This is a genomic window from Parvibaculum sp. (assembly GCF_030651915.1).
Classification (GTDB): Bacteria; Pseudomonadota; Alphaproteobacteria; order Parvibaculales; family Parvibaculaceae; genus Parvibaculum.
Genome location: NZ_JAUSBV010000002.1, coordinates 90,505 through 116,716 on the forward strand (window position 1 = coordinate 90,505; position 26,212 = coordinate 116,716).

Consider the following 26,212-nt stretch of genomic DNA (forward strand, 5'->3'; position numbering starts at 1 on the left):
TTGGCCCCGTTTTCTTTCCGGCCCATTTCACGGCACCGGACTTCCCTTGGCCGGGATTCTCGTGTCCCGATCCACCACCCCTCAAGTCGGCCCCGCTCAGGATTGAGCCCAGGGCAGGCCCATCGCTTTCCAGCCGTTGCGCGCACCGCGATGGCGGGTACTGTCGAGATCCCCCTCGAACCCGCCGGCGATGTTGAAGCAGCGTCCGAAGCCCGCCGCCGTCAACGCGATCGCCGCCGCCCGGCTCCGCGCGCCCGACCGGCATAGAAAAAAGACCGGCGAGTCCTTCATATCCGGGCCCAAAGCCGATGCCAGATCGTCGGCGAAGCGCGGATTGCGCTCCATGGCCGGAAAGACCTGCCATTCCAGCAACATCGGCTCCTTGCCCAGACCGGAGAGGTCGGGCACACCGACAAAGGACCACTCGGCCCGTGTGCGCACATCGACGAGCGTTGCTTTCGGATCGGCACCGAGCATCCGGAACGCCTCTTCCGGCGTCACGTCGCCCGCGTAGTCATCCGATTGCGTCCCGATCACTTCCGGCACAATGCCCCCATCCGCCACAGCGCCCATCACCCTGCGCGCGCCCGGAAATCCGGACACACAGCTCCCGACAGGGCAATAGCGAAACCGCCCCGGCTCGTCACTCAATCTGTGTTTGAATACTTGCTTTTACCCGAAGGAGCAAACACCAATACTGGATTACTTAGAGTTTTACTTAAAAATCACAGTATTGATGGGCCCCTCTGAGGTTGTTAAACATACTGGCTGGGGATGGGTGAGGCAAGCGGAAGAATCGTTTCCGTCAAAAAAAGTTCGCACGTGTGTCGGCAGGCACGCACGCAATATCCTGTGGCAATCGCAACGCAAACACACAGCAGCGCCCGCAAGTGCTGCTGTCGTACCGGTTATTTTTTTGGATGACCGAAATTTTTGCGACGCACCCCGTCCCACGATGAAACGTGGTGCGGCCAAAAGAAAGACCCGCAGATCTTTCGATCGCGGGCTTTCGAATTTTCACACTTTGGCGACGTGCGACACATCGCTATGTCAGGGCAGTGCCGGGCGCAAAGAGTGCCTGTCAGGCAAGTGCTTTCACGCGCTGCGAGAAACGCGACACCTTACGCGAGGCTGTGTTCTTGTGGATCACACCCTTCTGCGCGGCACGCATGATCTCGGGCTGTGCGGCACGAAGCGCGACTTCCGCTGCTTTCTTGTCGCCGCTCGCCAGCGCTTCCTCAACCTTGCGGATGAAGGTGCGCATACGGCTACGCCGATCCTTGTTGACTTCGGTGCGCGCCGCAATCTTGCGGATCGCCTTCTTAGCGGAGGTTGTATTCGCCATCGAGCTTCGGACCTTCGTGTCTCGCCCGGTCCGTTTTCGGACCCGCGGAAATGCCGTTCAAGAAATTAAGGCAGCCAGCGCAAGAACAGGCAGTCTGGCCCCTCGAAAGCGGGGGTTATACGCGCCTGCCCCGCATTCGTCAACAAGCCCAGAATCGATGAAAATGCGGCAAAACAGGGCTTTTTCAACGGTTCCGGAACTGCGGCTGACGCTTCTCGACAAAGGCAGCCATGCCCTCGGTCTGATCTTCGGTCGCGAACATCGAATGGAACAGGCGGCGCTCGAAACGCACCCCTTCGGTCAGCGTCGTCTCATAGGCCCGATTGACGCTCTCTTTTGTCATCATGGCGATCGGCAGCGACATGGCGGCGACGGTTGCCGCCGTTTTCAGCGCCTCATCGAGAAGTTCGTCTGCCGGCACGATGCGGCTGACCAGCCCGGCGCGCTCTGCCTCTTCGGCGTCCATCATGCGGCCGGTCAGGCACATTTCCATCGCCTTCGACTTGCCGACGAAACGGGTGAGCCGCTGAGAGCCGCCTGCCCCCGGCATGACGCCGAGCTTGATTTCGGGCTGGCCGAATTTTGCGGTTTCGGCCGCGATAATGAAATCGCACATCATCGCCAGCTCGCAGCCGCCGCCCAACGCATAGCCCGCCACCGCCGCGATCACCGGCTTGCGACAGCGCGTCACGCGCTCCCAGTTGGCGGTGATGAAATCTTCCTTGTAGACATCCATGTAGGACTTCGGCTGCATCTCCTTGATATCGGCGCCGGCCGCAAAGGCCTTCGCCGAACCGGTGAGCACGATGCAATGAATATCGTCGTCGGCCTCCCAGGCATCCAGCGCCACCGTCAGCTCGTCCATCAGCGCCTTGTTGAGCGCGTTCAACGCATCCGGGCGGTTGAGCGTGATCAGGCCGACCGCACCTTTCTTTTCAACCAGGATGTTGAGATAAGCCATTCGTCTCTCCTGTTACGGGTATTGAATTGCGGGGCGGGGCCGGAGGCGGCCCTATTCGGGCGTGATTGAGAAGCGCACTTCCGTTCGCGCGACGGCGTCGCTCGACTGCGACACAATCTGGATTTCAAGCTTCTCGCCTTCGCGACCGAAAATCAGCAATCCGCCGATCAGTTCCAGCCGCTCGTTCCGTGTCCAGCCAAGCTGCGGCAGCGTCTCGACATAGAAGGCGCGGACCTTTTCCGGTGCGACATCGCCGCGCGCCACCGTGCGCACGATACGGCCCGTCGGCTTGTCGAAGGCGATGCCGCCATCACCGGTCTCGCTCAGACCGTCCATCAACGGCATGTCCTCGACCTTGTCGAGATAACCACCCGCGGCAAGCGCCGCCGCAGGCAGCGCAGAAAGCGCAAACAGAACAATGAGACTGGTGCGCAGGAAGACGGCGGCTCTCGTCATTTGTGTCACTACCTCTGGCACGACGAACAGAAGAAGGTCGACCGTCCCGATTGCACAATGCGGCTCACGGTACCGCCACAGCGCGTCTTTGAACAGGCTTCACCTTCGCGGTCATAGACGGCGAAGGAATGCTGGAAGTAACCCAGTTCTCCATCGGTATGGGCATAATCGCGCAAGGTCGACCCGCCGGCCATGATCGCATCCTGTAAAACATCGCGGATCGCGCCGGCAAGCCGCGACGAACGCAGAGGCGTCGCTACGGAAGCCGCAGATCGCCGGGGCGACAGGCCGGCGCGAAACAGCGCCTCGCAGACATAGATATTGCCGAGGCCGGCAACCGTGTGCTGGTCGAGCAGCGCCGCCTTGATCGGGGCCCGGCGCCCGGTCAACCGTTCGGCCAGCACCGCGGCCGAGAATTCATTGCCAAGGGGTTCTGGCCCGATCCCGGCCAAGTGCCTGCACGTCGCAAGTGCGGCCTCCGGCACGAGGTCCATAAAGCCGAAACGGCGGTGATCGGCATAGACGATACGGGCACCGTCTTCCATGTCGAAGACGATATGGTCGTGGCGTTCTCCGCCGGGCATTCCATGATGAAAGTGCCCAGGCGCCCGGGTGCCCATCGGCTCGTGAACGGTGAACCGGCCCGACATGCCGAGATGCATGATCAACACCTCCGCCTCGACCTGCGCCGTTTCATCGAGATGGACGAGGATGTATTTGGCGCGGCGGTCGAGGCGGGACGCGCGGCGGCCTTTCAGCCGCTCGGCAAAACGGGCCGGCAATGGAAATCGCAGATCCGGCCGGCGCTGTGTCACATGCGCGAACCGACCGCCCTCAAGGACGGGGGCAAGGCCGCGACGGACGGTTTCGACTTCGGGAAGCTCGGGCATGGCGGCTTTCAAGACTGGCGGGGGATCAAAGTAGCGCCACCGGCGGCGGCGCGCTATGGTCCGGCGCATGAGCGCAGACACAAAAAATCGGGCCAAAACGGGCGCTTCCGATGTCCCGGAGGGCGAGACCCATTTCGGCTTCCGGACTGTTCGTGAGGGCGAGAAGGCCAAGCTCGTTCACGAGGTTTTCGAGCAGGTGGCCGAACGCTACGATCTGATGAACGACCTGATGTCGGGCGGTCTTCACCGCGCCTGGAAACAGGCGATGATCGATTGGCTCAACCCGCCGCAGAGCGCCCGGCCGTTCCATCTGATCGACGTGGCCGGCGGAACCGGCGACATTGCCTTCCGTTTTCTCGACCGGGCCGGCGCTGGCGCACAAGTGACCGTTTGCGACATCAACAAGCACATGCTGGGCGTCGGCCAGGGCCGCGCCGAGGCAAAGGACTATGAAGGCCGTGTCGCCTTTGCTTGCGGCGATGCCGAGGCATTGCCCTTTCCCGACCGTTCGTTCGATGCCTACACCATCGCTTTCGGCATTCGCAATGTGACGCATATCGAGCATGCGCTGAGGGATGCCTATCGCGTGCTGAAGCCGGGTGGACGGTTTCTCTGCCTCGAGTTTTCCCATGTTGCCGTTCCGGGACTTGAGGAGATCTACAATGCCTACTCCTTCGCCGCGATCCCGCGCATGGGCGAATGGGTGACCGGCGACGGCGCGCCCTATCAGTATCTTGTTGAAAGCATAAGGCGCTTTCCGGAGCAGGAGACGTTCAAGCGCATGATTGCGGAAGCCGGCTTCGGCAATGCGCGGTACCGCAATCTCACCGGCGGCGTGGCGGCGCTGCATTCCGGCTGGCGTCTCTGACGATGCTGCGCGCCCTCCGTTCCATTGGTCGGCTTGCTCGCGCGGCGCGCATTCTCGGCCGTTACGACGCGCTGATGCCGCTCGAACTGCGGGGCGAGATGCCGGCGGCACTACTGGCTTTGTTGCCGCTTGCCAAGATTCGGTTTCCCTGGGAAGCGCCGCCGCAGGAAATCGCCGGCAGCGCGGGTGAGCGGCTCGCCACCGCGCTGGCGGCGCTCGGGCCGTCTTACATCAAGCTCGGGCAATTTCTGGCAACGCGGCCCGACATTATCGGCGCCGAACTGGCGCAGGATCTCACTTCGTTGCAGGACAAGTTGCCACCCTTCTCGATGGCCGAAGCCCGCGTCATCGTCGAAGAAGGCATCGGCAAGCCGGTCGAAGCCTTGTTCAGCACCTTCAGCGAGCCGATCGCGGCAGCCTCGATCGCGCAGGTCCATCGTGCGCGGACACGACCCGACGGAGAAAATGCCGAGGGTCGCGATGTCGCCGTGAAGGTGCTGCGGCCCGGCATCGAAATGCGCTTTGCCGCCGATCTCGACAGTTTTTTCTGGGCCGCCGAAACAGTCGAGCGGCTCTACGCGCCAGCACGTCGGCTCAGACCCGTCGAGATCGTGCAGACGCTGGCCGACAGCGTAAAGCTTGAAATGGATCTCCGGCTCGAAGCGGCGGCCATGTCGGAAATGGCCGAAAACACCGCGAAGGACGAGGGCTTTCGCGTGCCGCAGATCGACTGGGAACTGACAGCGAAGCGCGTGATGACGATGGAATGGGTCGAGGGCATCGCGGCCTCCGACCGCGCGGCGCTTGTCGCCGCCGGTCACGACATGAAGCGGCTGGGACGACAGGTCATCCAGTCCTTCCTGACCCATGCACTGCGCGACGGCTTCTTTCATGCCGACATGCATCAGGGCAATCTCTTCGTCGATGCGGAAGGCGGGATCGTCGCCGTCGATTTCGGCATTATGGGCCGCATCGGACCGAATGAGCGGCGCTTCCTGGCCGAAATTCTCTATGGCTTCATCACGCGCGACTACACTCGCGTCGCCGAGATTCACTTCGAAGCCGGCTATGTGCCGAGTTCGAAAAGCATTCACGCCTTTGCCCAGGCATTGCGTTCGGTCGGCGAACCGATTTTCGGGCGTTCGGCGCGGGAAGTTTCGATGGGAAAGCTGCTTTCGCAGCTCTTCCAGGTGACCGAGCAGTTCGACATGAAGACGCGGCCGGAGCTGATCCTGTTGCAGAAGACGATGGTCGTCGTCGAGGGCGTCGCGCGGCATTTCGACCCCGATCACAATATCTGGGAGAGCGCCGAGCCGGTGCTCAAGGCGTGGATGATCGAGCGGATGGCGCCCGAAACACGCATTGAGGAGGCAGCGGCGGGCGCGTTGCAGCTCGGCCGCATGATGAGCCACTTGCCGGAGGTGCTCGACCGCGCCGAACGCACCGCGCGTCTTCTTGCCGAGAGTGTCGACGAGGACGGTGTGCGCATTCACCCGTCATCCGCCGATGCCATTGCCCGCGCGCAGGACCGGCAGCGCGGATATGCAACGCCGCTTCTCTGGCTCGCCGTCGGCGCATTGGCGGCCTTGTTGATCGCCAACCTCATATAAACAAAGGAAATTTTATTCCTATTTCCTTTCTTTCCCTGTCGATGGATTTGATCTACAAATCTTCAGCGTGAATACTTATATTTTCACGCAGAGCGCAGCAGAACCTCACGGGAGGTCTCTCTGTTGCGACCTCGACGCGAGGAGAGAGAGTTGGCCGAGAGCATTCTGAGCGGACGGCGCGTGCTGCTGATTATCGGCGGCGGGATCGCCGCCTATAAAAGTCTGGAACTGATCCGGCGGCTCAGGGAACGCGGCGCCAATGTGCGCGCAATCATGACGGCGGCGGCGCATGAGTTTGTAACCCCGCTTTCGGTTTCGAGCCTGAGCGGTGACAAGGTCTATGCCGATCTCTTCGACCTCACCGACGAAGCGGAAATGGGCCATATCGAATTGTCGCGCGATGCCGATCTGCTGGTCGTCGCGCCGGCGACCGCCGATCTGATGGCAAAGATGGCGCATGGCATCGCGGGCGATCTTGCCAGCACGGCGCTGCTGGCCACCGACAAGAAAGTGCTGATCGCGCCGGCGATGAATGTGCGGATGTGGACGCATCGCGCAACGCAGCGCAATTTCGAAACGCTGCTTGCCGACGGCGTCGATTTCGTCGGCCCGAACGAAGGCGACATGGCCTGCGGCGAATATGGACCGGGGCGCATGGCGGAGCCGGCCGAAATTCTTGCGGCCATTGAAGCGCATTTCGCCGAGCTCGCCTTCCCCGGCGGTGGCCCGCTGAAAGGCAAGCGTGTGCTCATCACGTCGGGGCCGACGCATGAGCCGATCGATCCGGTGCGCTATCTGGCCAATCGTTCGTCCGGCAAGCAGGGCTATGCAATCGCGCAGGCCGTGGCGCGCCTCGGCGCCGAGACGGTGCTCGTTTCCGGCCCGACCAACCTGCCCTCCCCGCCCGGCGTGACGATGACGCGCGTCGAGACCGCACGCGAGATGCTGTCGGCCTGCGAAGCGGCGCTGCCGGCCGATATCGCGATCTGCGCGGCGGCCGTTGCCGACTGGCGCGTCGCCAGCGATGCCGAACAGAAGCTCAAGAAGCAGCCGGGCGAACAGGCGCCGGCGCTGATGCTGGTCGAGAACCCCGATATTCTGGCGACGCTGTCGCATCTGACCGCGAACCGCCCGCGGCTCGTTATCGGCTTTGCGGCCGAGACCGAAAAGGTGATCGAGCATGCGGTCGCCAAACGACAGCGCAAGGGCTGCGACTGGATCGTCGCCAATGACGTGTCGCCGGCGACCGGCGTGATGGGCGGTGACCTCAACACGGTGCATCTGATCACGCGCGAGGGACAGGAAGACTGGCCGCTCTTGCCGAAGCAGGCGGTTGCCGAGCGGCTCGCACGCCGCATCGCCGATCATTTCTCAACCGCAAAGGCCGCCGAATGACGCTCATGATCGATGTCCGCGTGCAAAGGCTGCCGCATGCGGAAGGACTGCCGCTGCCGCGCTACGAAACGGCGGGCGCGGCGGGCATGGATCTCATTGCAGCCCTTCCCGAGGATACGCCGCTGATGCTGGCGCCCGGCGCGCGGGCGCTGGTGCCGACGGGACTTGCAATCGCCCTGCCGCAAGGCTTCGAAGCGCAAGTCCGGCCGCGTTCGGGGCTTGCCGCCAAGAACGGCGTCACCGTTCTCAATTCGCCGGGCACGGTCGATTGCGACTATCGTGGCGAAGTGAAGGTCATTCTTGTCAATCACGGGGCCGAGGCCTTTCTGATCGAACGCGGCACGCGCATCGCGCAGATGGTGGTGGCGCCGGTGACGCAAGCCAGGTTCAACGAAGTCGAGACGCTCGACGAGACGGCGCGCGGGCAGGGCGGTTTCGGCTCGACCGGCACATCGGGCATTGCGGGAAAATAGCGGGGGCGACGGGTCGATGCTGAGACTTTCCAAGAAAACCTGGCTGGCGCTCGAGGCGGTGGTCGACGTCGCGATCAATGCGCGGCCCGATCCCGTGCAGTCGAAGGAAATCACCAAGCGGCAGGGCATTCCGCAGCGCTATCTCGAACAGGTGATGCAGCAGCTCGTGCATGCCGGCATCCTGAAAGGCGTGCGCGGTCCGCGCGGCGGTTATACGCTGGCGCGCGAGCGGCGGCGCATTGCGGTCGGCGAGGTGGTGCGCGTGGTCGGCGCCATGGAAGCGTCAGACGAACCGACCAGCAGCGGCCCGTCGGAACTCGGCGAGCGCGTGATTGCCCCCTTGTGGGAGGAGGTTCAACGCGATCTGATGGAGAAGCTTGACGGTATCACGATTGCGGATCTGTGCCAGAAGGCGGAGGAAGCAGGAGTTGGAAGTTCGAAGCCGACAGCCGATTTCACCATCTGACATGCATTGAGCGAAATTTTCAGCCGAGGCCCGGGAGGCCAGCATGAGCAACAGCAGCAAGAAGCCCGGACGCGGGCGCGTCTATGACAGCATCATCGAAACCATCGGCGATACGCCGCTGGTGCGTCTCAACCGGATGGCGAAGGAAGCCGGCGTCGTCGCCGACATTCTGCTGAAGCTCGAATTCTTCAATCCGCTGTCAAGCGTCAAGGACCGCATCGGCGTCTCGATGATCGAAGCGCTGGAGCGGCAGGGCAAGATCGCCGAGAACACGGTCATCATCGAGCCGACATCGGGGAACACGGGCATCGCGCTTGCCTTCGTTTGTGCCGCCAAAGGCTACAAGCTCATTCTCTGCATGCCGGAGAGCATGTCGATCGAACGGCGCAAGATGCTGGCGCTGCTGGGCGCGCAGCTTGAGCTGACGCCGCGCGAGAAAGGCATGAAGGGCGCGATTGCGCGCGCCGAAGAACTGCTGGCGCAGTATCCGAATTCGGTGATGCCGCAGCAATTCGACAATCCGGCCAATCCGGAAATTCACCGCACCACAACGGCCGAGGAAATCTGGAACGACACCGACGGCAAGGTCGATGTCGTGATTTCGGGTATCGGCACGGCGGGCACTTTCACCGGCGTCGGCTCGGTGCTGAAGGCACGCAAGCCGGGCATGAAGATGATCGCGGTCGAACCGGAGGACAGCCCCGTGCTATCGGGCGGACAGCCGGGACCGCACATGATTCAAGGGATCGGCGCCGGTTTCGCGCCGGGCAATCTCGACAAGTCGCTGATCGACGAGGTCATTACCATCGGCAACGAAACCGCTTTCGAGCATGCGCGCAAGGTGGCGCGGATGGAAGGTATAGCCTGCGGCATCTCGTCGGGTGCGGCAATTGCGGTGGCGCTCGAAGTCGGCGCGCGGCCGGAGATGAAGGGCAAGACGATCGTCGTGATCATCCCGTCCTTTGCCGAACGCTATTTGTCGACGGCGCTCTTCGACGGTCTCTGAGGAACAACAAAGCCCGCCGGCGCGCCGGGACCGGGCTCGGCCGTCATCGCGCGCGCGTCGAGCGGTTCGCCGCATTCCGAACAGGTCGGCACGGCATGCGCGACATGACCGCAGGCCTTGTGACGGCGCAGCAATGGCGGGCCTTTCTTGCCCGACATGTATTCGTCGCCCCAGTCGAGAAGTGCCAGCAGCGCCGGATAGAGCGCCAGACCTTTTTCGGTCAGTCGATATTCTTCGCGGCGCGGGCGCTCCTGATAGGGAATTTTTTCAAGGACGCCGGCCTCGGTCAGTTTTTTCAGGCGATCGGCCAGCACGTGGCGGGCGATGCCGAGACGCTGCTCGAATTCCTCGAAACGCCGTATGCGGAGGAAGCATTCACGCAACACCAGCAGCGTCCAGCGATCGCCGACAACCGACAGGGTGCGGGCAAGCGAGCAGTGTTCGCGGTCGAGTTCTTCCCAGCGCATCGGAGCTCCTTTTGACGCCAGTATAGCTTGACAAGTTCCCTTTCGGAACCCATTCTGACATTACCGTTCTGAAACGGAACTGACAATTGTGACAGCGAATTTGACAGCGGAACCCCCCCTCTGTCACGAAACTGTCACAAAACTGTCACAAAACTGTCACAAATGATTTTGCCCGGCCCCAAGGGGGATCGGCGATCACCCCGGAGGAGATGATTATGGGAAGCCAGAAAGTCGCATTGATCATCGGCGCAGGTGACGCGACCGGCGGGGCGGTGGCGCGACGCTTCGCCAAGGGGGGATATGTCGCCTGCGTGACGCGGCGCTCGGAAGAAAAACTTATCCCCCTCATCCAGCAGATCGAAGCCGAGGGGGGACGCGCGCGCGGCTTCGGATCGGACGCGCGGAAGGAAGAGGACGTCGTCGAACTTTTCGCGACCATCGAGCGCGAGGTGGGGCCGATCGAGGTGATGGTCTTCAATATCGGCGCCAATGTGAATTTTCCGATCCGCGAGATGACCGAGCGCGTCTATCGCAAGGTCTGGGAGATGGCGGCGCTGGCCGGCTTTCTGACCGGCCGCGAGGCGGCGCGGGTGATGGTGCCGCGCGGGCAGGGCACGATCATTTTTACCGGCGCGACCGCAAGCTTGCGCGGCGGGCCCGGCTTCAGTGCGTTTGCTGGCGCCAAATTCGCGCTGCGGGCGCTGGCGCAGAGCATGGCGCGCGAGCTCGGACCGCAGGGCATCCATGTCGCCCATCCGATCATCGACGGCGCCATCGACACGGCCTTCATCCGCGACAATTTTCCGGAGCGCTACAAGCTGAAGGCCGAGGACGGGATCCTCAATCCCGACCATATCGCCGATGCCTATTGGCACATTCATGCCCAACCGCGCAGCGCCTGGACGCATGAGCTCGACCTCAGGCCGTGGATGGAAACCTTCTGACCAAACCCAAGAGGGGAACGCAAATGACCAAGACGGTCGAATTCCATTTCGATTTCGGCAGCCCCAACGCCTATCTCTCGTGGAAGGTGGTGCCCGAGATCGAGCGTCGCACGGGCACGACGTTCACATATGTGCCGGTGCTTCTCGGCGGCATCTTCAAGGCGACAAACAATGTCTCGCCGGTGATCGCCAATCAGGGGATCAAGAACAAGGGCGAATACCAGTTCCTCGAGATCGAGCGCTTCATCAAAAAGCACAATCTCACCAGGTTCAAATTCAATTCGCATTTCCCGGTCAACACGCTGCAGATCATGCGCGGCGCGGTGGCGGCCGAGATCGACGGCAATCTGCCCGCCTATATCGCGGCGGTGATGCCGGCGATGTGGGAAGATTCGAAGAAGATGGACGACGCGGACGTCATCAAGGCGGTGCTCGACGCCGCCGGGCTGGACGGGACGCGGATGCTGGCGCGCATCCAGGAGGCGGATGTCAAGGCGAAGCTCGCGGCGAACACCGAAGGCAGCGTGGCGCGCGGCGCCTTCGGCATTCCGACCTTTTTTGTCGATGGCGAGATTTATTTCGGCAAGGACCGCTTGCGCGAGGTGGAAGAGGCGATTGCGGGGTGAAGCCGCGAATAACGAGTTTGACGCTTTCTGGATTGCTTCGTCGCTTCCAGCCCTTCGCTGTCGCTCCGGGCGTTCAAAACTCGAAAAGGTCCACCGGACCTTTTCGTTCGCTTGCGCGAACCGTTTCTCACCCTCGCAATGACGGAAAAATCAGAGAATATGCAAACCCGTTTCACGAGTGAGATGAATCCATGAACGCACCGAGCCCCGATCTCAATTCTGTCTTTCGCCGCGATGGCGAGGTGTGGAACGCGCATCCGCAGGCGCAGGGGCCGTTCGGCGGCATGCATGGCGGCGCGGCGGCCGCTCTTGCGGTCGGCGAAATGGAAATCATGGCGGCGGCGCGCGGGCTTGGCGGGCTTGTGTCGGCGCAGCTTTATCTGCTCCGACCGATGCCGCGCGACGGGCTGACGAGCAAGGTGAGCGCGGTGCGCGAAGGCGGGCGCGTGGCGGTGTTCGAGAACGAGATTTATGCGGGCGGCAAGTTGCAGGCCAAGGCCAGCGCCTGCTTCCAGCAGCCGGTCGAGATCGACGGGCTGCCGGGGCGCCCGGAGACGCGGCTCTTCGAGCCGGCGGCGTTTCCGGCATGGGAGCGGCCGGCGTCGTTCAAATCGGCAAATCCCGGTCCCGGCTTTCTCGATCTCTGCGACATTCGCGACACGGTGCATGCGGACGGGACACGCGCGAAGTGGTTCCGCCTCAAGCGCGTTTTTCACGAAACGCCGACGCCGTTTTCGAATGCGATGGCGGTGGCCGATGTCTCGACGCTGTTCACGGTGACGGATGCGGGGACGCGCCCCAACGCCGCCGGCTGGCCCAATGCCGATCTCAGCCTGCATCTGTCGCGCGATCCCATTGGCGAGTGGATCGGCGTCGCACAACGCGGCGACTGGCGCGGCGACGGCCGCGGGATGACGGAATCGGAAATCTTCGATGTTTACGGGCGCATCGGGCGCTCGTGCCAGAGCGCGGTGCTGCTGGCGCTCACATAGAAGCAGGCGGGGAAAGGCCCCGCCTGCTTTTCGTTTCGCTGCCGGCGTCAGGCGCTTTTGGCGTGACGCTCGGCGTCGCGCGAGATCAGGCGGATGACCTCGCCGCCGATCCGCTGCGGACCGCGGAAGGCGAGATCGCCCAGCGACAGCACGCCGACGATGCGCTTCTTGCGATTGAGCACCGGCAGATGCCGGATGCCGTGCTTGTCCATCAGCTCGGCGGCTTCCTTGTCGGTCTGGTCGTCGTAGCACCAGATAATACCGTCGGTCATCACATCGCGCGCCGTTGCCTTTTCGGGATCGAGCCCGTCGGCAACACCGCGGCAGCAGACATCGCGATCGGTGACCATGCCGACCAGACGATCGTTTTCGCCGACCGGCAGGCAGCCGATATTCTTGTCGCGCAGCGTTCGCGAAACATCGCGCAAGGGCGTCGACGCCTCGATCCACTCTGCATGGTTGGTCATCAGTTCCTTTATCCGCATAACAACCTCCTCTGTTTCGGGCTCTGTTTCGGGGGCCAAAACCGGATCGTCCGCCGTGCGGGGGCCGGGCGCATAGATCCTGCTGCGCCGGCAGGATTTTCCCGGGCGTTGTCGACGACGGAAGGCTGAACGCGGCCGGCGGCCGATGGGAAGCATGTTACCGCAGGCCGATGCGCAGCCGCGACCCGGCACGGGCCGGAACGCCGCCTCGCGAATGAGCGCTTCCCTTTTCGCGAGCGACGGCGTTGACGATAACAGAGGCGGCGCGGCGCGGCCACCGGCGCGGCACCGATTCTTCGATGGGACAGCGATGCTTCCTTATTGCCGCCGGCATGGTAAGACTCCGCGCATGGCACTGAGCGACCAACAACTCGAACGCTATGCGCGGCATATCGTGCTGAAGGAAATCGGCGGGCCCGGTCAGCAGAAGCTGCTGAAGGCGCGGGTGCTGGTGATCGGCGCGGGCGGGCTCGGCTCGCCCTGCCTCATCTATCTCGCGGCGGCGGGCGTCGGCACGCTCGGCGTCATCGACAATGACGATGTGTCGCTTTCGAACCTGCAACGCCAGATCGTGCATGGGACAGCCGATGTCGGACGGGCGAAGACGACAAGCGCCGCCGAAGCCGTTCACCGGATCAACCCGGATGTGCGCGTAGTCGAACATCGCGAAAGACTGACGGCGGCCAATGCGCTCGAAATCATTTCGCAGTACGACGTGGTCGCCGATGGCTGCGACAATTTTCAGACGCGGTTTCTGGTCAACGATGCCTGCTATTTCGCGAAGGTGCCGCTGGTTTCGGCCGCGGTCGGACAATTCGAGGGGCAGGTGGCGGTGTTCCGCGCCTTCGAGCGCGACGCCGAGGGCAAACCGAAACCCAATTACCGCGACTTCATCGGCGAGACACCGGCGCCGGGCTCGGTGCCGACCTGCGAGGAAGCCGGCGTGATGGGGGCGCTGACCGGCGTTGTCGGCTCGCTGCAGGCGCTCGAAGTCATCAAGGAGATCACCGGCGCGGGCGAAAGCCTCGCCGGCAAGCTGCTGATCTATGACGCGCTCGACACGCGCTTCCGGACGCTGACGCTCAGATGGGACCCGAAGAACGCGCTGACGGGGGAGCGGCCGACGATCACGGATTTGAGCGGGCATGGCGACTGAGCGAGCAAGATACGCGGCCGCGCGATGTGAGGAGAGCGGAGTCCCCCTCCCCGAAATTTGCGACGCAAATTTCGACCCGCCCCCAAGGGGCGGGTGGTCCTGACGTCACATGATCGCCGGGATCACGCGGTCGGGCGGGCGGTGGCCGTCCATGAAGGTCTTGATGTTGACGATGACCTTGCCGCCCATTTCGATGCGGCCCTCGATGGTGGCCGAGCCCATATGCGGCAGCGAAATGACATTGGGCAGCGCGACGAGGCGCGGATTGACCGACGGTTCGCGCTCGAAGACATCAAGGCCGGCACCGGCCAGTTCGCCGGCTTCGAGCGCGCGCAGCAGCGCGTTCTCGTCGATGATCTCGCCGCGCGCGGTGTTGACGATATAGGCATCGGGCTGCAGCAGTTTCAGGCGACGCGCATCGAGAAGGTGAAAGGTCTGCGGCGTCAGCGGGCAGTTGACCGAGACGATGTCGACCTTCGGCAGCATGTCGTCGAGGTTTTCCCAGAATGTCGCCTCAAGCTCACGCTCGATGACCGCGTTGGCCGGCTTGCGGCCGTGATAATGGATTTCGAGACCGAAGGGCCGGGCACGGGCGGCAACCGCCTGGCCGATGCGGCCCATGCCGATAATACCGAGACGCTTGCCGGTGAGGCGCCGGCCAAGCATCCAGGTCGGCGACCAGCCGGGCCAGGCGCCTTCATGCTCGCGCAGATAGCGCGCGCCTTCGGAGAGGCGGCGCGGAACGGCGAGGATCAGCGCCATGGTCATGTCGGCGGTGTCTTCGGTCAGCACGCCCGGCGTGTTGGTGACCGTGATGCCGCGGCGGCGCGCCGTTTCGACATCGATATTGTCGATGCCGGTGCCGAACTGGGCGATCAGGCGGAGATTTTCACCGGCCTGGGCCAGCAGCCTGGCATCGATGCGGTCGGTGACGGTCGGGACCAGCACTTCGGCCTCGCGCATGGCCGCTGCCAGCTCGGCCGCCGTCATCGGATGGTCGTCGGCATTGAGCCTGACATCGAAAAGCTCGCCCATGCGGGCCTCGATGGGGGCCGGCAATTTGCGGGTGACGATGACGAGCGGCTTTTTGGCGGGCATGCGGGGGGACTCCGGTAGCGAACAGCCTTTATTAGCAGGTTTTATCGCTTCCGTTGGCGGATTTTCTGGCAAAATCGGCTGAGTCGCGGGGCCCGGGGCAGAAGCACCGCGAAGGACGGAACGACAGATGCGGGTGTTGCAATCGACAGGCGGAAGAGGCGCGGCGCTGCTGCTGGCGGCGATGGCAGCGCTATGGGCGGCACCGGCCGGCGCCTCCGAGCGCGCGGCGGCGCTGCCGACGGTGCAGGCCGAGAGCGCCGGCGAACGCGGCCGCGTGACCGGCTTGCCGCTGCCGCGCTATGTCAGCCTGAAGGCGGCGCGCGCCAATGTGCGGCGCGGGCCGGGCACCGATTTTCCGATCGACTGGATCTACACCAAACGCGGCGTGCCGCTGGAGGTGACGGCGGAATCGGATCACTGGCGGCGCATTCGCGACCATGAGGGCGATGGCGGCTGGATCTGGCACACGTTGCTCGACGGCACGCGCAGCGCGATCGTGGTCGGCGATGCGCCGGAGGATGAGGACGCGCCGGTGGCGCTGCACGCAAAGCCCGAAGCGGACGCCGATATCGTCGCCTATCTGGAACCCGGCCTGGTGACGACACTGCGCGGCTGCAAGGCCGGCTGGTGCCGGATCGAGGTGCAGAACCGCAGCGGCTGGACGCCGCAGGCGGCCTTGTGGGGCGTCTATCCGGGCGAGGAGTTCGACTAGGTGTTCCGGTCCGGATACAGGGGTTGTCGCGTCAGGCGCGATAGCCGATCAGGACAGCAATTTTCTCACGCAGTTCGTTGAGCAGCGGTTCAGGCAGAACGGCACCGGCAAAGGCGACCGGGCGCGCGAGCGTATCGATGCTGCGGATATGACTTGTCAGTATTTCTCCTGCGACCGACAATCCTTCGGGCAATACGACGCTGGCCGCGAAGGGCCGGATGCGTGAAGTCACCGGGCAGACGATGAGAAAGCGGCTGGCCCGCCAGAAAGCGCGGGGCGAAACAACCACAGCCGGACGACGGCCGCTTTGCTCGCGGCCCGTGCGCGGATCGAAATCAGTCCAGACAAGATCACCGGCCCCGGGCTCGTAAGGCGCGTCCGTCACTCGACGATCTCGCGGCCCTTGTCAGGACCCCAGTCGAAGGCATCGCTCATCGCCTCCGGCGTCATGCCGACCAGAAGATCGTCGAGATTGAAGCGCGGGCGCGCCGCCACGATGACGATGCGGCCATCCTCGGCGGTGATGTCGACCCTTGTCCCCTCACTCAGGCCAAGGCGCGCCGCGATATCCCGGGGCACCCGAATGCCCAGACTGTTTCCCCATTTGGCGACGCGCGCAAACATTCAGCTGGCCCTTTCTGCTTCGCCGAACCGGCCCAGAAAATTTATTGTATATCCTAAAGATATACAATAGGGGCAAATCCCGGCAGAAACTCAGGCAAAATCCTTCGCCAGCGCCTCGCGCGCCGCCGGCGAAAGCACGGCCATGTGGTGATAGTTCTCATGCGCGACGACGGCCATGACCGGCACCGCGGGGTCGCGGAATCTGGCGATCTGTTCGGGCGTGAAGCGGAAATGGACGAAGTGGACAGATGAGGTCTTGCCGTCGGCCTTGGTGCGCTCGACGTCGAGCTCGGCCTCGCCGATGATGTGTTCGCCGCCGACATCGATGTAGAGATGCTTCTCGACCCAGGTGATGGAACGCAGGAATTTGTCGCGGCGAACCGGATCCTCGATCTCGAACATGATCGTGGCGACAAGCTCGTTGCCCTGCGGGATCAGCGGATTGTAGGCGCGGAGTTCGTCTTCGAGCTGTTCGGCGCCGCCCTTTTCGATGTGCAGCATTTCATGGATCTGCTGGAACATCGTCTCGTAATTCTCGAAATAGAAAGTCGCGTGCGGGCCGACCGAAACGCGGCGGTCCTTCTTCATGGCCATGGCGGCGGCGCGGCGCTCCTTGCGCTCCGCCGCGTAAGTCTCGTAGGGCAGAATATCGGCCGGGGTGATTTCTTTTTTCATCGCAGTCATCTTTCAGATAAGCCCCCAGGCGCGCGCCATGATTTCGACAGGGTGTTGCGGCGCCGGACGCTGCGGCTCGCCCATCAGGTCGATCTCGTGAACCAGATGCTTGGCGGCCAGCGGGCAGTCCGACGTCACATATTTGTTGCCGGTCCTGGCGACGTTGCGCGACGCGGTCTTGCCGACCTTCATCGCGGCGTCGAAGGTCTCCTTCATCACACCGAAGGTTCCTCCGTGTCCGGAGCAACGCTCGACGATATCGAGCTTGATATCGGGAATGTAGCGCATCATCTCGGCCGATTTGGCGCCCATGTTCTGGGCGCGCGCATGACAGGCAAGATGCGCGGTGACGCCGCCCTCGACCGGCTTCAGGCCCGGCGCGAGGCCTTCCTTCTTGGCGATGTCGACGATGTATTCGTCGACATCGAAAGTGGCGGCGGCGAGTTTTTTCACGTCTTCATTGTCGGGCAGGATCAGCGGCCATTCGAACTTGAACATCAGCCCGCAGGAGGCGGTCAGGGCGATGATGTCGTAGCCCTTGTCGATCCAGGCCACCATGTCCTTCGCGACCTTTTCGGCTTGCGCTGCGACCTTTTCGATATTGCCCTGTTCGAGGAAGGGCATGCCGCAACAGCCGGGATAGGCGACGGTGGTTTCGACGCCATTATGCGCCAGCACCAGACGCGCGGCCTCGCCGACGCCCGGATTGTTGTAGTTGACGAAGCAGGTGGCGAAGATCGCCGCCTTGCGGCCTTTGGCCGGCGCCTCTTTCGGCGCGGCGGCGCCGGCGGCATCCTGCGCCTTTGCGCGCATGGTGAAGGTTTTTCCGTGAAACTTCGGCAGTTCGGCGCGGCGGTCGATGCCGGCGACCGCTTCGAGCGCGGGCCGCGTCAACGCGTTGCCGCGCTTCGAGCCCCAATTGGCGATGGCGGCGACGGGGGCCGCCAGCTTGCCGTTGCGATCGGTCTCGGCCAGCTGACCGGGCACGAAGGGATAGGACCCTTTCCGCTTTGCCTCGGCCGCGCGGTAGCGCAGCATCAGATGCGGGAAGTCGAGATTGAATTCATGCGGCGGCACGTAAGGACATTTCGTCATGAAGCACATATCGCAAAGCGTGCAGGCCTCGACCACAGGCGCGAAGCCGGCCGATGTCACTTCGTCGAGTTCGCCGGTCGGGCTCTCGTCGATCAGATCGAAGAGGCGCGGGAAGCTGTCGCAGAGATTGAAGCAGCGGCGGCAGCCATGGCAGATGTCGAAGACGCGGCGCATTTCGGCGTCGAGCTTTTCGAGATCGTAGAAATCCGGATTGTGCCAGTCGAGCGGATGGCGCGTGGGGGCTTCTGTGCCCCCCTCTTTCGGGCTGCTCATCGACAGGTCTCCGACATCAATGACGATTGCGGCGGGAAGCGGACGGCGGGAGATACGCGATCTCCCGCCGCACGATTTTCAACGGCAGCTCAGCTGCCGAGGCTGTCGAGCGCCTTCTGGAAGCGGCCGGCATGGCTCTTTTCGGCCTTGGCGAGGGTTTCGAACCACTCGGCAATTTCGTCGAAGCCTTCGTCGCGCGCGGTGCGCGCCATGCCCGGATACATGTCGGTGTATTCGTGCGTCTCACCGGCGATCGAGGCCTTGAGGTTCAGATCGGTGGCACCGATGGGCTCGCCGGTCGCCGGGTCGCCGACTTCCTCGAGGAATTCGAGATGACCATGCGCATGGCCGGTTTCGCCTTCAGCGGTGGAGCGGAAGACGGCGGCGACATCGTTGAAGCCTTCAACGTCGGCCTTCTGCGCGAAATAGAGATAGCGGCGATTGGCCTGGCTTTCGCCGGCAAATGCCTCTTTGAGATTTTCCATGGTCTTGGAACCGGAAAGCGCTGGCATGGTGGTGCTCCTCACCCGTTATGCAATGAACAGGAACAACATGCCGGCCGGGCGGCCAGCGCTGTTGCGCCCCGTTGGGGAATAACGCCCGTCGTGATTTCGGAAGGAATCGCTCGGGAGTTGGAAGGGAGACTAGGATTGACGCGCGCTGCGGTCAACAGTCTGGAGATATTCCAAACAAACTTTTTAGTGTTTGTTTTTGCGAGGAATTCTTAACTCAACCCGTCAGCGACCCGAGCGATCCTGCAGGCGGACGATCACGTCGACGCGGGCGATGTCCATGCCTTCGGGGGCCGGCGGCAGCTTGCCGATGGTCACGTCGTCGCCGGCAATATCCATCAGCGAGCCGTCGCGCTCGATGAAGAAATGATGGTGATCGTCGATATTGGTGTCGAAATAGGTGCGGGCGCTGTCGACCACGACCTCGCGCAGCAGGCCGGCGCCGGTGAACTGGTGCAGCGTGTTGTAGACGGTGGCCAGCGAGACGCTGACGCCGGCGCGCTGCGCCTCGTCATGGAGCGCTTCAGCGGTCACGTGGCGGTCGCCGCCATCGAAGAGCAGACGGCCAAGCGCCAGCCGCTGCCGGGTGGGGCGTAGCCCCGCCTCGCGCAACCTGCCGAGCGTCTGGGTATAGGGCCTGTCCTGCGTCACACGCATTGTCCTTCAAACGACGTAGTTTGTAATCGTTACAAACAGTAGATAGGGTCTTTGTCACCTATTTGTCAAGGGCGGGGAGGGGGTTAGCCGCCGGCCGCGCCCGAAGGCGAGGGTTTGCGCGGGCCCTGCGGTGTGTTACCAAGCGGCCCAAGGGAGGCGGCCGAAAGGACCGCCGAGGAACGAGACCGGCCGGCGCTGCGCTCGAAAAAGAGGGCGGGCGCGGGCCCCAAGCGAGCGGACCCGAATGGCGGACCAGAAAGCGGCTTATTCCTACGAAGACTTGCTCGAATGCGGCCACGGACGGCTGTTCGGTCCGGGCAATGCGCAGCTGCCGCTGCCGCCGATGCTGATGATCGATCGCATCACCCATATCTCGGATGAAGGCGGCGAACACGGCAAGGGCCTGATCAAGGCCGAATTCGACATCAAGCCGGATCTCTGGTTCTTCCCCTGCCATTTCGAAGGCGACCCGATCATGCCGGGCTGTCTCGGCCTCGACGGCGCCTGGCAGCTGCTGGGCTTTTTCCTCGGCTGGATCGGCGGCAAGGGCAAGGGACGCGCGGTGGGCGTGGGCGAAGTGAAATTCTCCGCCATGGTGACTCCCGCCATCAAAAAGATCGAATATATCATTCAACTGAAGCGGGTCGTGAATCGTCGTCTGGTTGTCGGCGTCGCCGACTGCACCATACTGGCCGATGGCGAACTGGCCTTCACCATCACCGACATGAAAGTCGGGCTGCAAGCCGAAGCGCAGGCGGCCTGACGCGGCGACCAAACGGGTACGGAATTTTCGCAGTGAAAGAGAGGCAGCCATGAGGCGGGTCGTCGTCACGGGCATCGGTATCGTCTCCAGCATCGGCAACAACAGCCAGGAAGTGCTCGCATCGCTTCGCGAGGGGAAATCCGGCATCGAGAAATCGGCGGTCTATGCCGAGATGGGTTTCCGGAGCCAGATCCATGGCAGCCTGAAGATCAATCTCGACGAAGCGGTGGACCGGCGGGCGCGGCGCTTCATGGGCGATGGTGCCGCCTATGCGGCCGTCGCGATGGAACAGGCGATCCGCGATGCGGGGCTCGAGGAGAGCGATGTCAGCAATCCGCGCAGCGGGCTCATTGTCGGCTCGGGCGGGCCTTCGACGAAAGCCATCGTTGCCGCCGCCGACATGGCGCGCACCGAGCCGGTGAAGGGCCCGAAGAAAGTCGGCCCGTTCGCGGTGCCGAAGGCGATGTCGTCGACCTGCTCGGCCAATCTTTCAACCTGGTTCAAGACCAAGGGCGTCAACTATTCGATCAGCTCGGCCTGCTCGACCTCGGCCAACTGCATCGGCAATGCGGCCGAGATGATCCAGTGGGGCAAGCAAGACATCATGTTTGCAGGCGGCGGCGAAGAACTCGACTGGACGCTGTCGGTGCTGTTCGACGCGATGGGTGCGATGTCGGCCAAGCGCAACGACACGCCGGAGAAAGCCAGCCGCGCCTATGACAAGGACCGCGACGGTTTCGTGATTTCGGGCGGCGGCGGCATTCTGGTACTGGAGGAACTCGAACACGCAAAAGCGCGCGGCGCCAAAATCTATGCCGAGATCGTCGGCTATGGCGCAACGGCTGACGGCGCCGACATGGTGGCGCCGTCGGGCGAAGGCGCGGTGCGCTGCATGAAAATGGCGCTCGAGAACGTCAAGGCGCCGGTCGACTACATCAATCCGCATGCGACCTCAACGCCGGTCGGCGACATTCCCGAGATCAACGCGATCCGCGAGGTCTTCGGCGCGAAAATGCCGCCGATCAGCGCCACCAAATCGCTGACGGGGCATGCGCAGGGTGCGGCGGGCGTCCATGAAGCGATCTATACGCTGCTGATGATGCAGAACGGCTTCATTGCGGCCAGTGCCAATATCGACGAGATCGATCCGGCAGTGGCGGATGCCAATATCGCGCGGACGCGCATCGACGGCGCGAATATCAATCTGGCCATTTCCAACAGCTTCGGATTTGGCGGCACCAATGCGACGCTGGCCTTCCAGCGCCATGAGGGGTGACGGCGCGGGGGCACCGGTTTGAAGCGGAAGCAATTCGGGGAACGGACAATTCATGCATGGGTCTGACGAAAAGCCGGGCGAACGGCGGCCGATATTGACCGGATCGCTGATGAAGGGCCGGCGCGGCCTGATCATGGGCGTCGCCAACGATCATTCGATCGCCTGGGGCATTGCCCGCGCGCTGGCGGCGCACGGCGCCGAACTCGCCTTCACCTATCAGGGCGAGGCTTTCGGGCGGCGCGTCAAGCCGCTGGCGGAAGCGGCCGGCTCGAAGCTGCTGTTGCCCTGCGATGTGACCGATGGCGAGAGCCTCGACCGGACCTTCGAGGCGCTGGAAAAGGAATGGGGGCGCATGGATTTCGTCGTTCATGCGATCGCCTATTCCGACAAGAACGAACTCAAGGGCCGCTATGTCGACACGACGCGGGAGAACTTCCTGCGGACGATGGATGTTTCCTGCTTCTCCTTTACCGATGTGGCGCGGCGCGCGGCCCGGTTGATGACGCAGGGCGGCTCGATGGTGACGCTGACCTATGGCGGTTCGACGCGGGTGATGCCGAACTACAATGTGATGGGCGTGGCCAAGGCGGCGCTTGAAGCCAGCGTGCGCTATCTCGCCGTCGATCTCGGCCGGCACGGCATTCGCGTCAATGCGATTTCGGCCGGCCCGATGCGGACGCTGGCAGGTTCCGCCGTCGGCGATGCGCGCTATGTGTTCAAGTGGAACAAGCAGCATGCGGCGATCAAGGAATCCATCGAACTCGACCATGTGGGCGGCGCCGGGCTCTACCTGCTTTCCGACCTTTCGGAGCGCGTGACCGGCGAAGTGCATCATGTCGATGGCGGCTACAACATCATCGGCATGCCACGCGCCGAAGAGCTGAAGATGATCGAGAACGGCGAGGGCTAGGCGGTCCGCTAGTGCCGCTTCAGCTCGAGCACGTTGAAGGTCGATTCGAGCACCGGCCAGGGAAAGAAAATGCGCAAGCGGCCATCGGCCAGCGGTTCGAGGATGCCGGGCTCGTCCTGCAGCTGCGGATCGGTGATGCCGCCTTCGGGGCCGGAATAGGGACGCGGCGCGCCCGAGTGATCCTGATTGGGTGCGGCCAGCAAGACCCAGCTCGTTGCGTCGCGCGGATAGAGATAGCCGGTCTGACGCTGCGAGCCCGAAAGCTTTTCGAAGAAGAGGCCGTCGTCGCGCGCGGAAATGCGGCAGGCAAACCAGCCATAGACGACGAAGCTCAGATAGGGGCCGCCGGCCTTGATGGTGCGGCAGCGCCAGTTGCCGCGCAGCGAGGCGTCGGTCACCGAAACCGCTTCGGCCTGCATGATGTTGACCAGATCGGCATAGTCGCCGGCCGGAAAGGGTTCGGCGGCGGCCATTTCCATGCCCTTTGCCACCGCCTCGTCGAGACGGGCGAGACGGTCGCGGTCGAAATCGGTGATCTTGTCTTCCCAGCCCGATGGCGGGGCGGCGTCGGCAAGGACGGGAACCGGCAGCGCCAGAGCCAGCGCGGCGGCGAGAACGGCAGTGAAGCGCATGGGCGACCTCCCACAAGAAAACGGGGCCGGCTTTCAAAACCGGCCCCGCAATCCTAACGCTTTTGAAGCGGAAGATCAGTCGCGACGACGGCCGCGGCCACCGCCACCCTCGCGCTTTTCGCGGGGCTGCTCGGCCGGCTCGTTTTCGTAGACGATCTCTTCGCCCGTCTCCTGGTTCACATGCTTCATCGACAGGCGGACCTTGCCGCGATCGTCGAAGCCCAGCAGCTTGACCTTGACCTTGTCGCCTTCCTTGACGATGTCGGAAACCTGCTCGACGCGGTTCGGCGCCATCTGCGAGATGTGCACCAGACCGTCGCGCGGGCCGAAGAAGTTCACGAAGGCGCCGAAATCGACAACCTTCACGACCGTGCCTTCATAGATCACACCGACTTCCGGCTCGGCGACGATGCCCTGGATCCAGGCAATTGCCTTGCGGATCGCCTCGCCATCGGACGAGGCGACCTTGATCGTGCCGTCGTCGGAGATGTCGATCTTGGCGCCGGTCTTTTCGACGATCTCGCGCACCACCTTGCCGCCGGTGCCGATGACTTCACGGATCTTGTCGGTCGGGACCTTGATGACTTCGATGCGCGGTGCATGTTCGCCCATTTCGGGGCGGGCGGTGTCGAGGGCTTTGGCCATCTCGCCGAGGATATGGATGCGGCCGCCCTTCGCCTGGGCGAGCGCCTGCTTCATGATGCCTTCGGTGATGCCGGCGATCTTGATGTCCATCTGCAGCGAGGTCACGCCTTCGGCCGTGCCCGCCACCTTGAAGTCCATGTCGCCAAGATGATCCTCGTCGCCGAGAATGTCGGAGAGCACCGCGAAGCGCTCGCCTTCGAGGATCAGGCCCATCGCGATACCGGCGACGGCACGCTTCACCGGCACGCCGGCATCCATCATCGCCAGCGACGAACCGCAAACGGTCGCCATCGAGGAGGAACCGTTCGACTCAGTGATTTCCGAGACAAGACGGATCGTGTAGGGGAACTCGGTCTTGGGCGGCAGCACGGCGCGCAGCGCACGCCAGGCCAGCTTGCCGTGACCGACTTCACGACGGCCGGTGAAGCCGACGCGGCCCGTCTCGCCGACCGAGAAGGGCGGGAAGTTGTAGTGCAGCAGGAAGTGTTCCTTGTAGGTGCCTTCCAGCGCATCGACGAATTGTTCGTCGTCGCCGGTGCCCAGCGTCGCCACGACCAGCGCCTGGGTTTCGCCGCGGGTAAAGAGCGCCGAACCGTGCGCGCGTGGCAAAATGCCGACCTGGGAGACGATGGGACGCACGGTGTCGAGATCGCGGCCGTCGATGCGGCTCTTGGTGTCGAGGATCGAATTGCGGACGATGTCGCTTTCGATTTCCTTGAAGACGCCGCCGACATCCGTTTCCGGCACGGCGTTCGGGTCTTCGGCATTGCAGAGCGCGGCCTTGGCCTTGTCTTTCGCCTGCGAGATCGCCGCGTGGCGCTGGCCCTTGTCCTTGAGGCCGTAGGCAGCGCGCAGATCGCCTTCAACCAGCGAACGCACCTTGGTGACCAGACCGGAATTGTCCTTCACATCGATGGCGCGGGGTTCCTTGGCGCATTTCTCGGCCAAGCGGATGATCATGTCGATCACCGGCTGGAAGTGCTTGTGGCCGTACATCACGGCGCCCAGCATGATGTCTTCGGAAAGTTCCTTGGCTTCCGATTCGACCATCATCACGGCGTCGGCCGTACCGGCGACGACGAGGTCGAGGTCGCTCTCGGCCATTTCGTCGATCATCGGATTGAGCTTGTATTCACCGCCGATGTAGCCGATGCGGGCGGCGGCGATGGGGCCCATGAAGGGCAGGCCCGAAATGGTCAGCGCGGCCGACACGGCGACCAGAGCGACGATATCGGGATCGTTCTCCATATCGTGGGAAAGCACGGTCGCGATGACCTGGGTTTCGTTCTTGAAGCCCTTGATGAAGAGCGGGCGGATCGGACGGTCGATCAGACGGCAGACCAGCGTTTCCTTCTCGCTCGGCCGACCCTCGCGCTTGAAGAAGCCGCCGGGAATCTTGCCTGCGGCGTAAGTCTTTTCCTGGTAGTTGACGGTCAGGGGAAAAAAATCGAGCCCCGGCTTCGGCTTGCGGTCGCCGACGACAGTGGCAAGCACCGTCGTTTCGCCATAGGTCGCGAGCACCGCGCCATCGGCCTGGCGGGCGATCTTGCCCGTTTCGAGGATGAGCGGACGGCCGCCCCATTCGATTTCTTCGCGTGTAATTTCAAACATATCGGTTTCCTGTTCCGCGCCGCCGCTCATCTGCGTTCGTTTCCACTATCCCGGCAGGCGCTTTTCTGCCGCCTTCCCGGCGGCCGGACAAAATGGAGGGCTGGTGCGGCGTGCGCGAACCTTGCGCTACGCGAACTTGACGCAGGACCGAACGCCACGAGACAAAGGCGAAAGGTCCAGCCGCTTCACAGCCATCCGCTAACGGACGATTGTCTCTCGTTCTGGCCTTACAAAGACGCACGCCCGCCCCTCGGGTCCAAAGACCGTCCGGGCAGGCGCCGCACCTTGCGAAACCGATGGGGTAATAATACGCACCCCGTTACCGCCGGATCCCCAAGCGGGCGATCAGCTTTTCATAACGCGCCTGATCCTTCTTCTTCACATAGTCGAGAAGGCTGCGGCGCTGACTCACCATCTTCAGCAGGCCGCGACGCGAATGATTGTCCTTCGCGTGGCCCTTGAAGTGTTCGGTGAGGTTGACGATGCGCTCGGTGAGAATGGCGACCTGCACTTCGGGCGAACCCGTGTCGCCGTCCTTGCCGGCAAATTCCTTGATCAGCTCGGTTTTGCGTTCCGGCGTAATCGACAT

General features: G+C 63.2%; 31 protein-coding genes. 14 read left to right on the forward strand and 17 right to left on the reverse strand.

What is annotated here, in order from left to right:
- Window positions 1-96: 96 nt before the first annotated feature.
- The 5 genes from Q7V31_RS00860 to mutM form a co-directional block, all read right to left on the reverse strand.
- Window positions 97-603, reverse strand: a complete 507-nt coding sequence (locus tag Q7V31_RS00860) for a rhodanese-like domain-containing protein (protein ID WP_370690613.1) — start codon at window positions 601-603, stop codon at window positions 97-99.
- A 478-nt stretch (window positions 604-1,081) separates the two neighbouring features.
- Window positions 1,082-1,345 (reverse strand): 30S ribosomal protein S20, encoded by a 264-nt coding sequence (gene rpsT, locus Q7V31_RS00865; protein WP_304731830.1) that lies wholly within the window; start codon window positions 1,343-1,345, stop codon window positions 1,082-1,084.
- A gap of 184 nt (window positions 1,346-1,529) precedes the next feature.
- Window positions 1,530-2,306 (reverse strand): enoyl-CoA hydratase, encoded by a 777-nt coding sequence (locus tag Q7V31_RS00870; protein ID WP_304731831.1) that lies wholly within the window; start codon window positions 2,304-2,306, stop codon window positions 1,530-1,532.
- A gap of 51 nt (window positions 2,307-2,357) precedes the next feature.
- Window positions 2,358-2,762 (reverse strand): hypothetical protein, encoded by a 405-nt coding sequence (locus tag Q7V31_RS00875; protein ID WP_304731832.1) that lies wholly within the window; start codon window positions 2,760-2,762, stop codon window positions 2,358-2,360.
- 8 nt (window positions 2,763-2,770) lie between these two features.
- Complete coding sequence (mutM, locus tag Q7V31_RS00880; protein ID WP_304731833.1) at window positions 2,771-3,652, reverse strand: bifunctional DNA-formamidopyrimidine glycosylase/DNA-(apurinic or apyrimidinic site) lyase; 882 nt, start codon at window positions 3,650-3,652, stop codon at window positions 2,771-2,773.
- A gap of 67 nt (window positions 3,653-3,719) precedes the next feature.
- Here mutM and ubiE point away from each other — a divergent pair, with 67 nt between their 5' ends.
- The 6 genes from ubiE (at window position 3,720) to cysK (ending at window position 9,470) form a co-directional block, all read left to right on the forward strand.
- Window positions 3,720-4,520 carry a bifunctional demethylmenaquinone methyltransferase/2-methoxy-6-polyprenyl-1,4-benzoquinol methylase UbiE gene (gene ubiE, locus Q7V31_RS00885; RefSeq protein WP_304731835.1) on the forward strand — a complete coding sequence of 267 codons (801 nt, stop codon included), beginning with the start codon at window positions 3,720-3,722 and terminating at the stop codon, window positions 4,518-4,520.
- 2 nt (window positions 4,521-4,522) lie between these two features.
- Window positions 4,523-6,130 (forward strand): 2-polyprenylphenol 6-hydroxylase, encoded by a 1,608-nt coding sequence (gene ubiB, locus Q7V31_RS00890; RefSeq protein WP_304731836.1) that lies wholly within the window; start codon window positions 4,523-4,525, stop codon window positions 6,128-6,130.
- A gap of 150 nt (window positions 6,131-6,280) precedes the next feature.
- Window positions 6,281-7,525: a bifunctional phosphopantothenoylcysteine decarboxylase/phosphopantothenate--cysteine ligase CoaBC gene (gene coaBC / locus Q7V31_RS00895; RefSeq protein WP_304731838.1), complete on the forward strand. Its 1,245-nt coding sequence runs from the start codon at window positions 6,281-6,283 to the stop codon at window positions 7,523-7,525.
- Window positions 7,522-7,998 (forward strand): dUTP diphosphatase, encoded by a 477-nt coding sequence (gene dut, locus Q7V31_RS00900; protein ID WP_304731839.1) that lies wholly within the window; start codon window positions 7,522-7,524, stop codon window positions 7,996-7,998. The genes coaBC and dut overlap by 4 nt, the downstream gene beginning before the upstream one ends.
- A gap of 16 nt (window positions 7,999-8,014) precedes the next feature.
- A complete protein-coding gene (locus Q7V31_RS00905; RefSeq protein ID WP_304731840.1) occupies window positions 8,015-8,464 on the forward strand; it encodes an Rrf2 family transcriptional regulator in 450 nt (149 codons plus the stop codon).
- A 43-nt stretch (window positions 8,465-8,507) separates the two neighbouring features.
- Complete coding sequence (gene cysK, locus Q7V31_RS00910; RefSeq protein WP_304731841.1) at window positions 8,508-9,470, forward strand: cysteine synthase A; 963 nt, start codon at window positions 8,508-8,510, stop codon at window positions 9,468-9,470.
- Here cysK and Q7V31_RS00915 read toward each other — a convergent pair.
- Window positions 9,437-9,937, reverse strand: a complete 501-nt coding sequence (locus Q7V31_RS00915; RefSeq protein WP_304731842.1) for a helix-turn-helix domain-containing protein — start codon at window positions 9,935-9,937, stop codon at window positions 9,437-9,439. The genes cysK and Q7V31_RS00915 overlap by 34 nt on opposite strands.
- A gap of 215 nt (window positions 9,938-10,152) precedes the next feature.
- Between Q7V31_RS00915 and Q7V31_RS00920 the strand changes: the two genes are divergently transcribed.
- The 3 genes from Q7V31_RS00920 to Q7V31_RS00930 all read left to right on the forward strand — a co-directional run bounded on the left by Q7V31_RS00920 (window position 10,153) and on the right by Q7V31_RS00930 (window position 12,499).
- Window positions 10,153-10,881, forward strand: a complete 729-nt coding sequence (locus tag Q7V31_RS00920; protein ID WP_304731844.1) for an SDR family oxidoreductase — start codon at window positions 10,153-10,155, stop codon at window positions 10,879-10,881.
- A gap of 23 nt (window positions 10,882-10,904) precedes the next feature.
- A complete protein-coding gene (locus tag Q7V31_RS00925) occupies window positions 10,905-11,507 on the forward strand; it encodes a 2-hydroxychromene-2-carboxylate isomerase (RefSeq protein ID WP_304731845.1) in 603 nt (200 codons plus the stop codon).
- Between the two features lie 191 nt (window positions 11,508-11,698).
- Window positions 11,699-12,499, forward strand: a complete 801-nt coding sequence (locus Q7V31_RS00930; protein ID WP_304731846.1) for a thioesterase family protein — start codon at window positions 11,699-11,701, stop codon at window positions 12,497-12,499.
- Between the two features lie 47 nt (window positions 12,500-12,546).
- On the opposite strand, the gene Q7V31_RS00935 is transcribed toward Q7V31_RS00930, so the two are convergent.
- Entirely contained in the window at window positions 12,547-12,984 is a 438-nt protein-coding gene (locus tag Q7V31_RS00935) for a CBS domain-containing protein (RefSeq protein WP_304731848.1), read from the reverse strand.
- Window positions 12,985-13,333: 349 nt separating this feature from the next.
- On the opposite strand from Q7V31_RS00935, the gene Q7V31_RS00940 reads away from it, so the two are divergent.
- Window positions 13,334-14,140: a HesA/MoeB/ThiF family protein gene (locus Q7V31_RS00940; RefSeq protein ID WP_304731849.1), complete on the forward strand. Its 807-nt coding sequence runs from the start codon at window positions 13,334-13,336 to the stop codon at window positions 14,138-14,140.
- 105 nt (window positions 14,141-14,245) lie between these two features.
- On the opposite strand, the gene Q7V31_RS00945 is transcribed toward Q7V31_RS00940, so the two are convergent.
- Complete coding sequence (locus tag Q7V31_RS00945) at window positions 14,246-15,238, reverse strand: D-glycerate dehydrogenase (protein ID WP_304731851.1); 993 nt, start codon at window positions 15,236-15,238, stop codon at window positions 14,246-14,248.
- Window positions 15,239-15,365: 127 nt separating this feature from the next.
- On the opposite strand from Q7V31_RS00945, the gene Q7V31_RS00950 reads away from it, so the two are divergent.
- On the forward strand, window positions 15,366-15,950 hold the full coding sequence (locus Q7V31_RS00950; RefSeq protein ID WP_304731852.1) for an SH3 domain-containing protein: 585 nt from the start codon (window positions 15,366-15,368) through the stop codon (window positions 15,948-15,950).
- 31 nt (window positions 15,951-15,981) lie between these two features.
- On the opposite strand, the gene Q7V31_RS00955 is transcribed toward Q7V31_RS00950, so the two are convergent.
- The 6 genes from Q7V31_RS00955 to irrA form a co-directional block, all read right to left on the reverse strand.
- The gene (locus Q7V31_RS00955; protein ID WP_304731854.1) at window positions 15,982-16,335 is read right to left on the reverse strand and encodes a type II toxin-antitoxin system PemK/MazF family toxin; all 354 of its coding nucleotides are present in this window, start codon (window positions 16,333-16,335) and stop codon (window positions 15,982-15,984) included.
- Window positions 16,332-16,574: an AbrB/MazE/SpoVT family DNA-binding domain-containing protein gene (locus tag Q7V31_RS00960; protein WP_304731855.1), complete on the reverse strand. Its 243-nt coding sequence runs from the start codon at window positions 16,572-16,574 to the stop codon at window positions 16,332-16,334. The genes Q7V31_RS00955 and Q7V31_RS00960 overlap by 4 nt, the downstream gene beginning before the upstream one ends.
- A 90-nt stretch (window positions 16,575-16,664) precedes the next feature.
- Complete coding sequence (locus tag Q7V31_RS00965) at window positions 16,665-17,249, reverse strand: DUF3501 family protein (protein WP_370690614.1); 585 nt, start codon at window positions 17,247-17,249, stop codon at window positions 16,665-16,667.
- A 12-nt stretch (window positions 17,250-17,261) separates the two neighbouring features.
- Entirely contained in the window at window positions 17,262-18,617 is a 1,356-nt protein-coding gene (locus Q7V31_RS00970; RefSeq protein WP_304731858.1) for a (Fe-S)-binding protein, read from the reverse strand.
- Window positions 18,618-18,706: 89 nt separating this feature from the next.
- Window positions 18,707-19,129 (reverse strand): rubrerythrin family protein, encoded by a 423-nt coding sequence (locus tag Q7V31_RS00975; protein WP_304731859.1) that lies wholly within the window; start codon window positions 19,127-19,129, stop codon window positions 18,707-18,709.
- Between the two features lie 225 nt (window positions 19,130-19,354).
- Window positions 19,355-19,786, reverse strand: coding sequence for an iron response transcriptional regulator IrrA (gene irrA, locus Q7V31_RS00980; RefSeq protein ID WP_304731860.1), 432 nt, complete (start codon window positions 19,784-19,786; stop codon window positions 19,355-19,357).
- A gap of 244 nt (window positions 19,787-20,030) precedes the next feature.
- Between irrA and fabA the strand changes: the two genes are divergently transcribed.
- From fabA to fabI, 3 genes are read left to right on the forward strand one after another with little or no spacing between them, the layout of a single operon-like run.
- Entirely contained in the window at window positions 20,031-20,549 is a 519-nt protein-coding gene (gene fabA / locus Q7V31_RS00985; RefSeq protein WP_304731862.1) for a 3-hydroxyacyl-[acyl-carrier-protein] dehydratase FabA, read from the forward strand.
- A gap of 49 nt (window positions 20,550-20,598) precedes the next feature.
- Window positions 20,599-21,825: a beta-ketoacyl-ACP synthase I gene (gene fabB, locus Q7V31_RS00990; RefSeq protein ID WP_304731864.1), complete on the forward strand. Its 1,227-nt coding sequence runs from the start codon at window positions 20,599-20,601 to the stop codon at window positions 21,823-21,825.
- Window positions 21,826-21,877: 52 nt separating this feature from the next.
- Window positions 21,878-22,735, forward strand: a complete 858-nt coding sequence (gene fabI, locus Q7V31_RS00995) for an enoyl-ACP reductase FabI (RefSeq protein WP_304731865.1) — start codon at window positions 21,878-21,880, stop codon at window positions 22,733-22,735.
- Between the two features lie 8 nt (window positions 22,736-22,743).
- Here fabI and Q7V31_RS01000 read toward each other — a convergent pair whose 3' ends face one another.
- The 3 genes from Q7V31_RS01000 to rpsO form a co-directional block, all read right to left on the reverse strand.
- Window positions 22,744-23,367: a DUF4893 domain-containing protein gene (locus Q7V31_RS01000; RefSeq protein ID WP_304731867.1), complete on the reverse strand. Its 624-nt coding sequence runs from the start codon at window positions 23,365-23,367 to the stop codon at window positions 22,744-22,746.
- A 75-nt stretch (window positions 23,368-23,442) separates the two neighbouring features.
- Window positions 23,443-25,623, reverse strand: coding sequence for a polyribonucleotide nucleotidyltransferase (gene pnp / locus Q7V31_RS01005; protein ID WP_304731868.1), 2,181 nt, complete (start codon window positions 25,621-25,623; stop codon window positions 23,443-23,445).
- Between the two features lie 319 nt (window positions 25,624-25,942).
- Window positions 25,943-26,212: a 30S ribosomal protein S15 gene (gene rpsO / locus Q7V31_RS01010; protein ID WP_304731870.1), complete on the reverse strand. Its 270-nt coding sequence runs from the start codon at window positions 26,210-26,212 to the stop codon at window positions 25,943-25,945.

Excerpts from the sequence above, each read along its gene's own strand:
- Q7V31_RS00920 (WP_304731844.1), top strand. The coding sequence starts at position 10,153 with ATGGGAAGCCAGAAAGTCGCATTGATCATCGGCGCAGGTGACGCGACC.
- ubiE (WP_304731835.1), top strand. The coding sequence starts at position 3,720 with ATGAGCGCAGACACAAAAAATCGGGCCAAAACGGGCGCTTCCGATGTC.
- Q7V31_RS00935 (WP_304731848.1), bottom strand. The coding sequence starts at position 12,984 with ATGCGGATAAAGGAACTGATGACCAACCATGCAGAGTGGATCGAGGCG.
- Q7V31_RS00975 (WP_304731859.1), bottom strand. The coding sequence starts at position 19,129 with ATGCCAGCGCTTTCCGGTTCCAAGACCATGGAAAATCTCAAAGAGGCA.
- pnp (WP_304731868.1), bottom strand. The coding sequence starts at position 25,623 with ATGTTTGAAATTACACGCGAAGAAATCGAATGGGGCGGCCGTCCGCTC.
- Q7V31_RS00950 (WP_304731852.1), top strand. The coding sequence starts at position 15,366 with ATGCGGGTGTTGCAATCGACAGGCGGAAGAGGCGCGGCGCTGCTGCTG.
- Q7V31_RS00940 (WP_304731849.1), top strand. The coding sequence starts at position 13,334 with ATGGCACTGAGCGACCAACAACTCGAACGCTATGCGCGGCATATCGTG.
- dut (WP_304731839.1), top strand. The coding sequence starts at position 7,522 with ATGACGCTCATGATCGATGTCCGCGTGCAAAGGCTGCCGCATGCGGAA.
- Q7V31_RS00960 (WP_304731855.1), bottom strand. The coding sequence starts at position 16,574 with ATGTTTGCGCGCGTCGCCAAATGGGGAAACAGTCTGGGCATTCGGGTG.
- fabA (WP_304731862.1), top strand. The coding sequence starts at position 20,031 with ATGGCGGACCAGAAAGCGGCTTATTCCTACGAAGACTTGCTCGAATGC.
- Q7V31_RS00915 (WP_304731842.1), bottom strand. The coding sequence starts at position 9,937 with ATGCGCTGGGAAGAACTCGACCGCGAACACTGCTCGCTTGCCCGCACC.
- Q7V31_RS00925 (WP_304731845.1), top strand. The coding sequence starts at position 10,905 with ATGACCAAGACGGTCGAATTCCATTTCGATTTCGGCAGCCCCAACGCC.
- rpsT (WP_304731830.1), bottom strand. The coding sequence starts at position 1,345 with ATGGCGAATACAACCTCCGCTAAGAAGGCGATCCGCAAGATTGCGGCG.
- fabI (WP_304731865.1), top strand. The coding sequence starts at position 21,878 with ATGCATGGGTCTGACGAAAAGCCGGGCGAACGGCGGCCGATATTGACC.
- Q7V31_RS01000 (WP_304731867.1), bottom strand. The coding sequence starts at position 23,367 with ATGCGCTTCACTGCCGTTCTCGCCGCCGCGCTGGCTCTGGCGCTGCCG.
- fabB (WP_304731864.1), top strand. The coding sequence starts at position 20,599 with ATGAGGCGGGTCGTCGTCACGGGCATCGGTATCGTCTCCAGCATCGGC.
- irrA (WP_304731860.1), bottom strand. The coding sequence starts at position 19,786 with ATGCGTGTGACGCAGGACAGGCCCTATACCCAGACGCTCGGCAGGTTG.
- Q7V31_RS00965 (WP_370690614.1), bottom strand. The coding sequence starts at position 17,249 with ATGAAAAAAGAAATCACCCCGGCCGATATTCTGCCCTACGAGACTTAC.
- rpsO (WP_304731870.1), bottom strand. The coding sequence starts at position 26,212 with ATGTCGATTACGCCGGAACGCAAAACCGAGCTGATCAAGGAATTTGCC.
- Q7V31_RS00970 (WP_304731858.1), bottom strand. The coding sequence starts at position 18,617 with ATGAGCAGCCCGAAAGAGGGGGGCACAGAAGCCCCCACGCGCCATCCG.
- Q7V31_RS00870 (WP_304731831.1), bottom strand. The coding sequence starts at position 2,306 with ATGGCTTATCTCAACATCCTGGTTGAAAAGAAAGGTGCGGTCGGCCTG.
- cysK (WP_304731841.1), top strand. The coding sequence starts at position 8,508 with ATGAGCAACAGCAGCAAGAAGCCCGGACGCGGGCGCGTCTATGACAGC.
- ubiB (WP_304731836.1), top strand. The coding sequence starts at position 4,523 with ATGCTGCGCGCCCTCCGTTCCATTGGTCGGCTTGCTCGCGCGGCGCGC.
- mutM (WP_304731833.1), bottom strand. The coding sequence starts at position 3,652 with ATGCCCGAGCTTCCCGAAGTCGAAACCGTCCGTCGCGGCCTTGCCCCC.
- Q7V31_RS00875 (WP_304731832.1), bottom strand. The coding sequence starts at position 2,762 with ATGACGAGAGCCGCCGTCTTCCTGCGCACCAGTCTCATTGTTCTGTTT.
- Q7V31_RS00930 (WP_304731846.1), top strand. The coding sequence starts at position 11,699 with ATGAACGCACCGAGCCCCGATCTCAATTCTGTCTTTCGCCGCGATGGC.
- Q7V31_RS00945 (WP_304731851.1), bottom strand. The coding sequence starts at position 15,238 with ATGCCCGCCAAAAAGCCGCTCGTCATCGTCACCCGCAAATTGCCGGCC.
- Q7V31_RS00905 (WP_304731840.1), top strand. The coding sequence starts at position 8,015 with ATGCTGAGACTTTCCAAGAAAACCTGGCTGGCGCTCGAGGCGGTGGTC.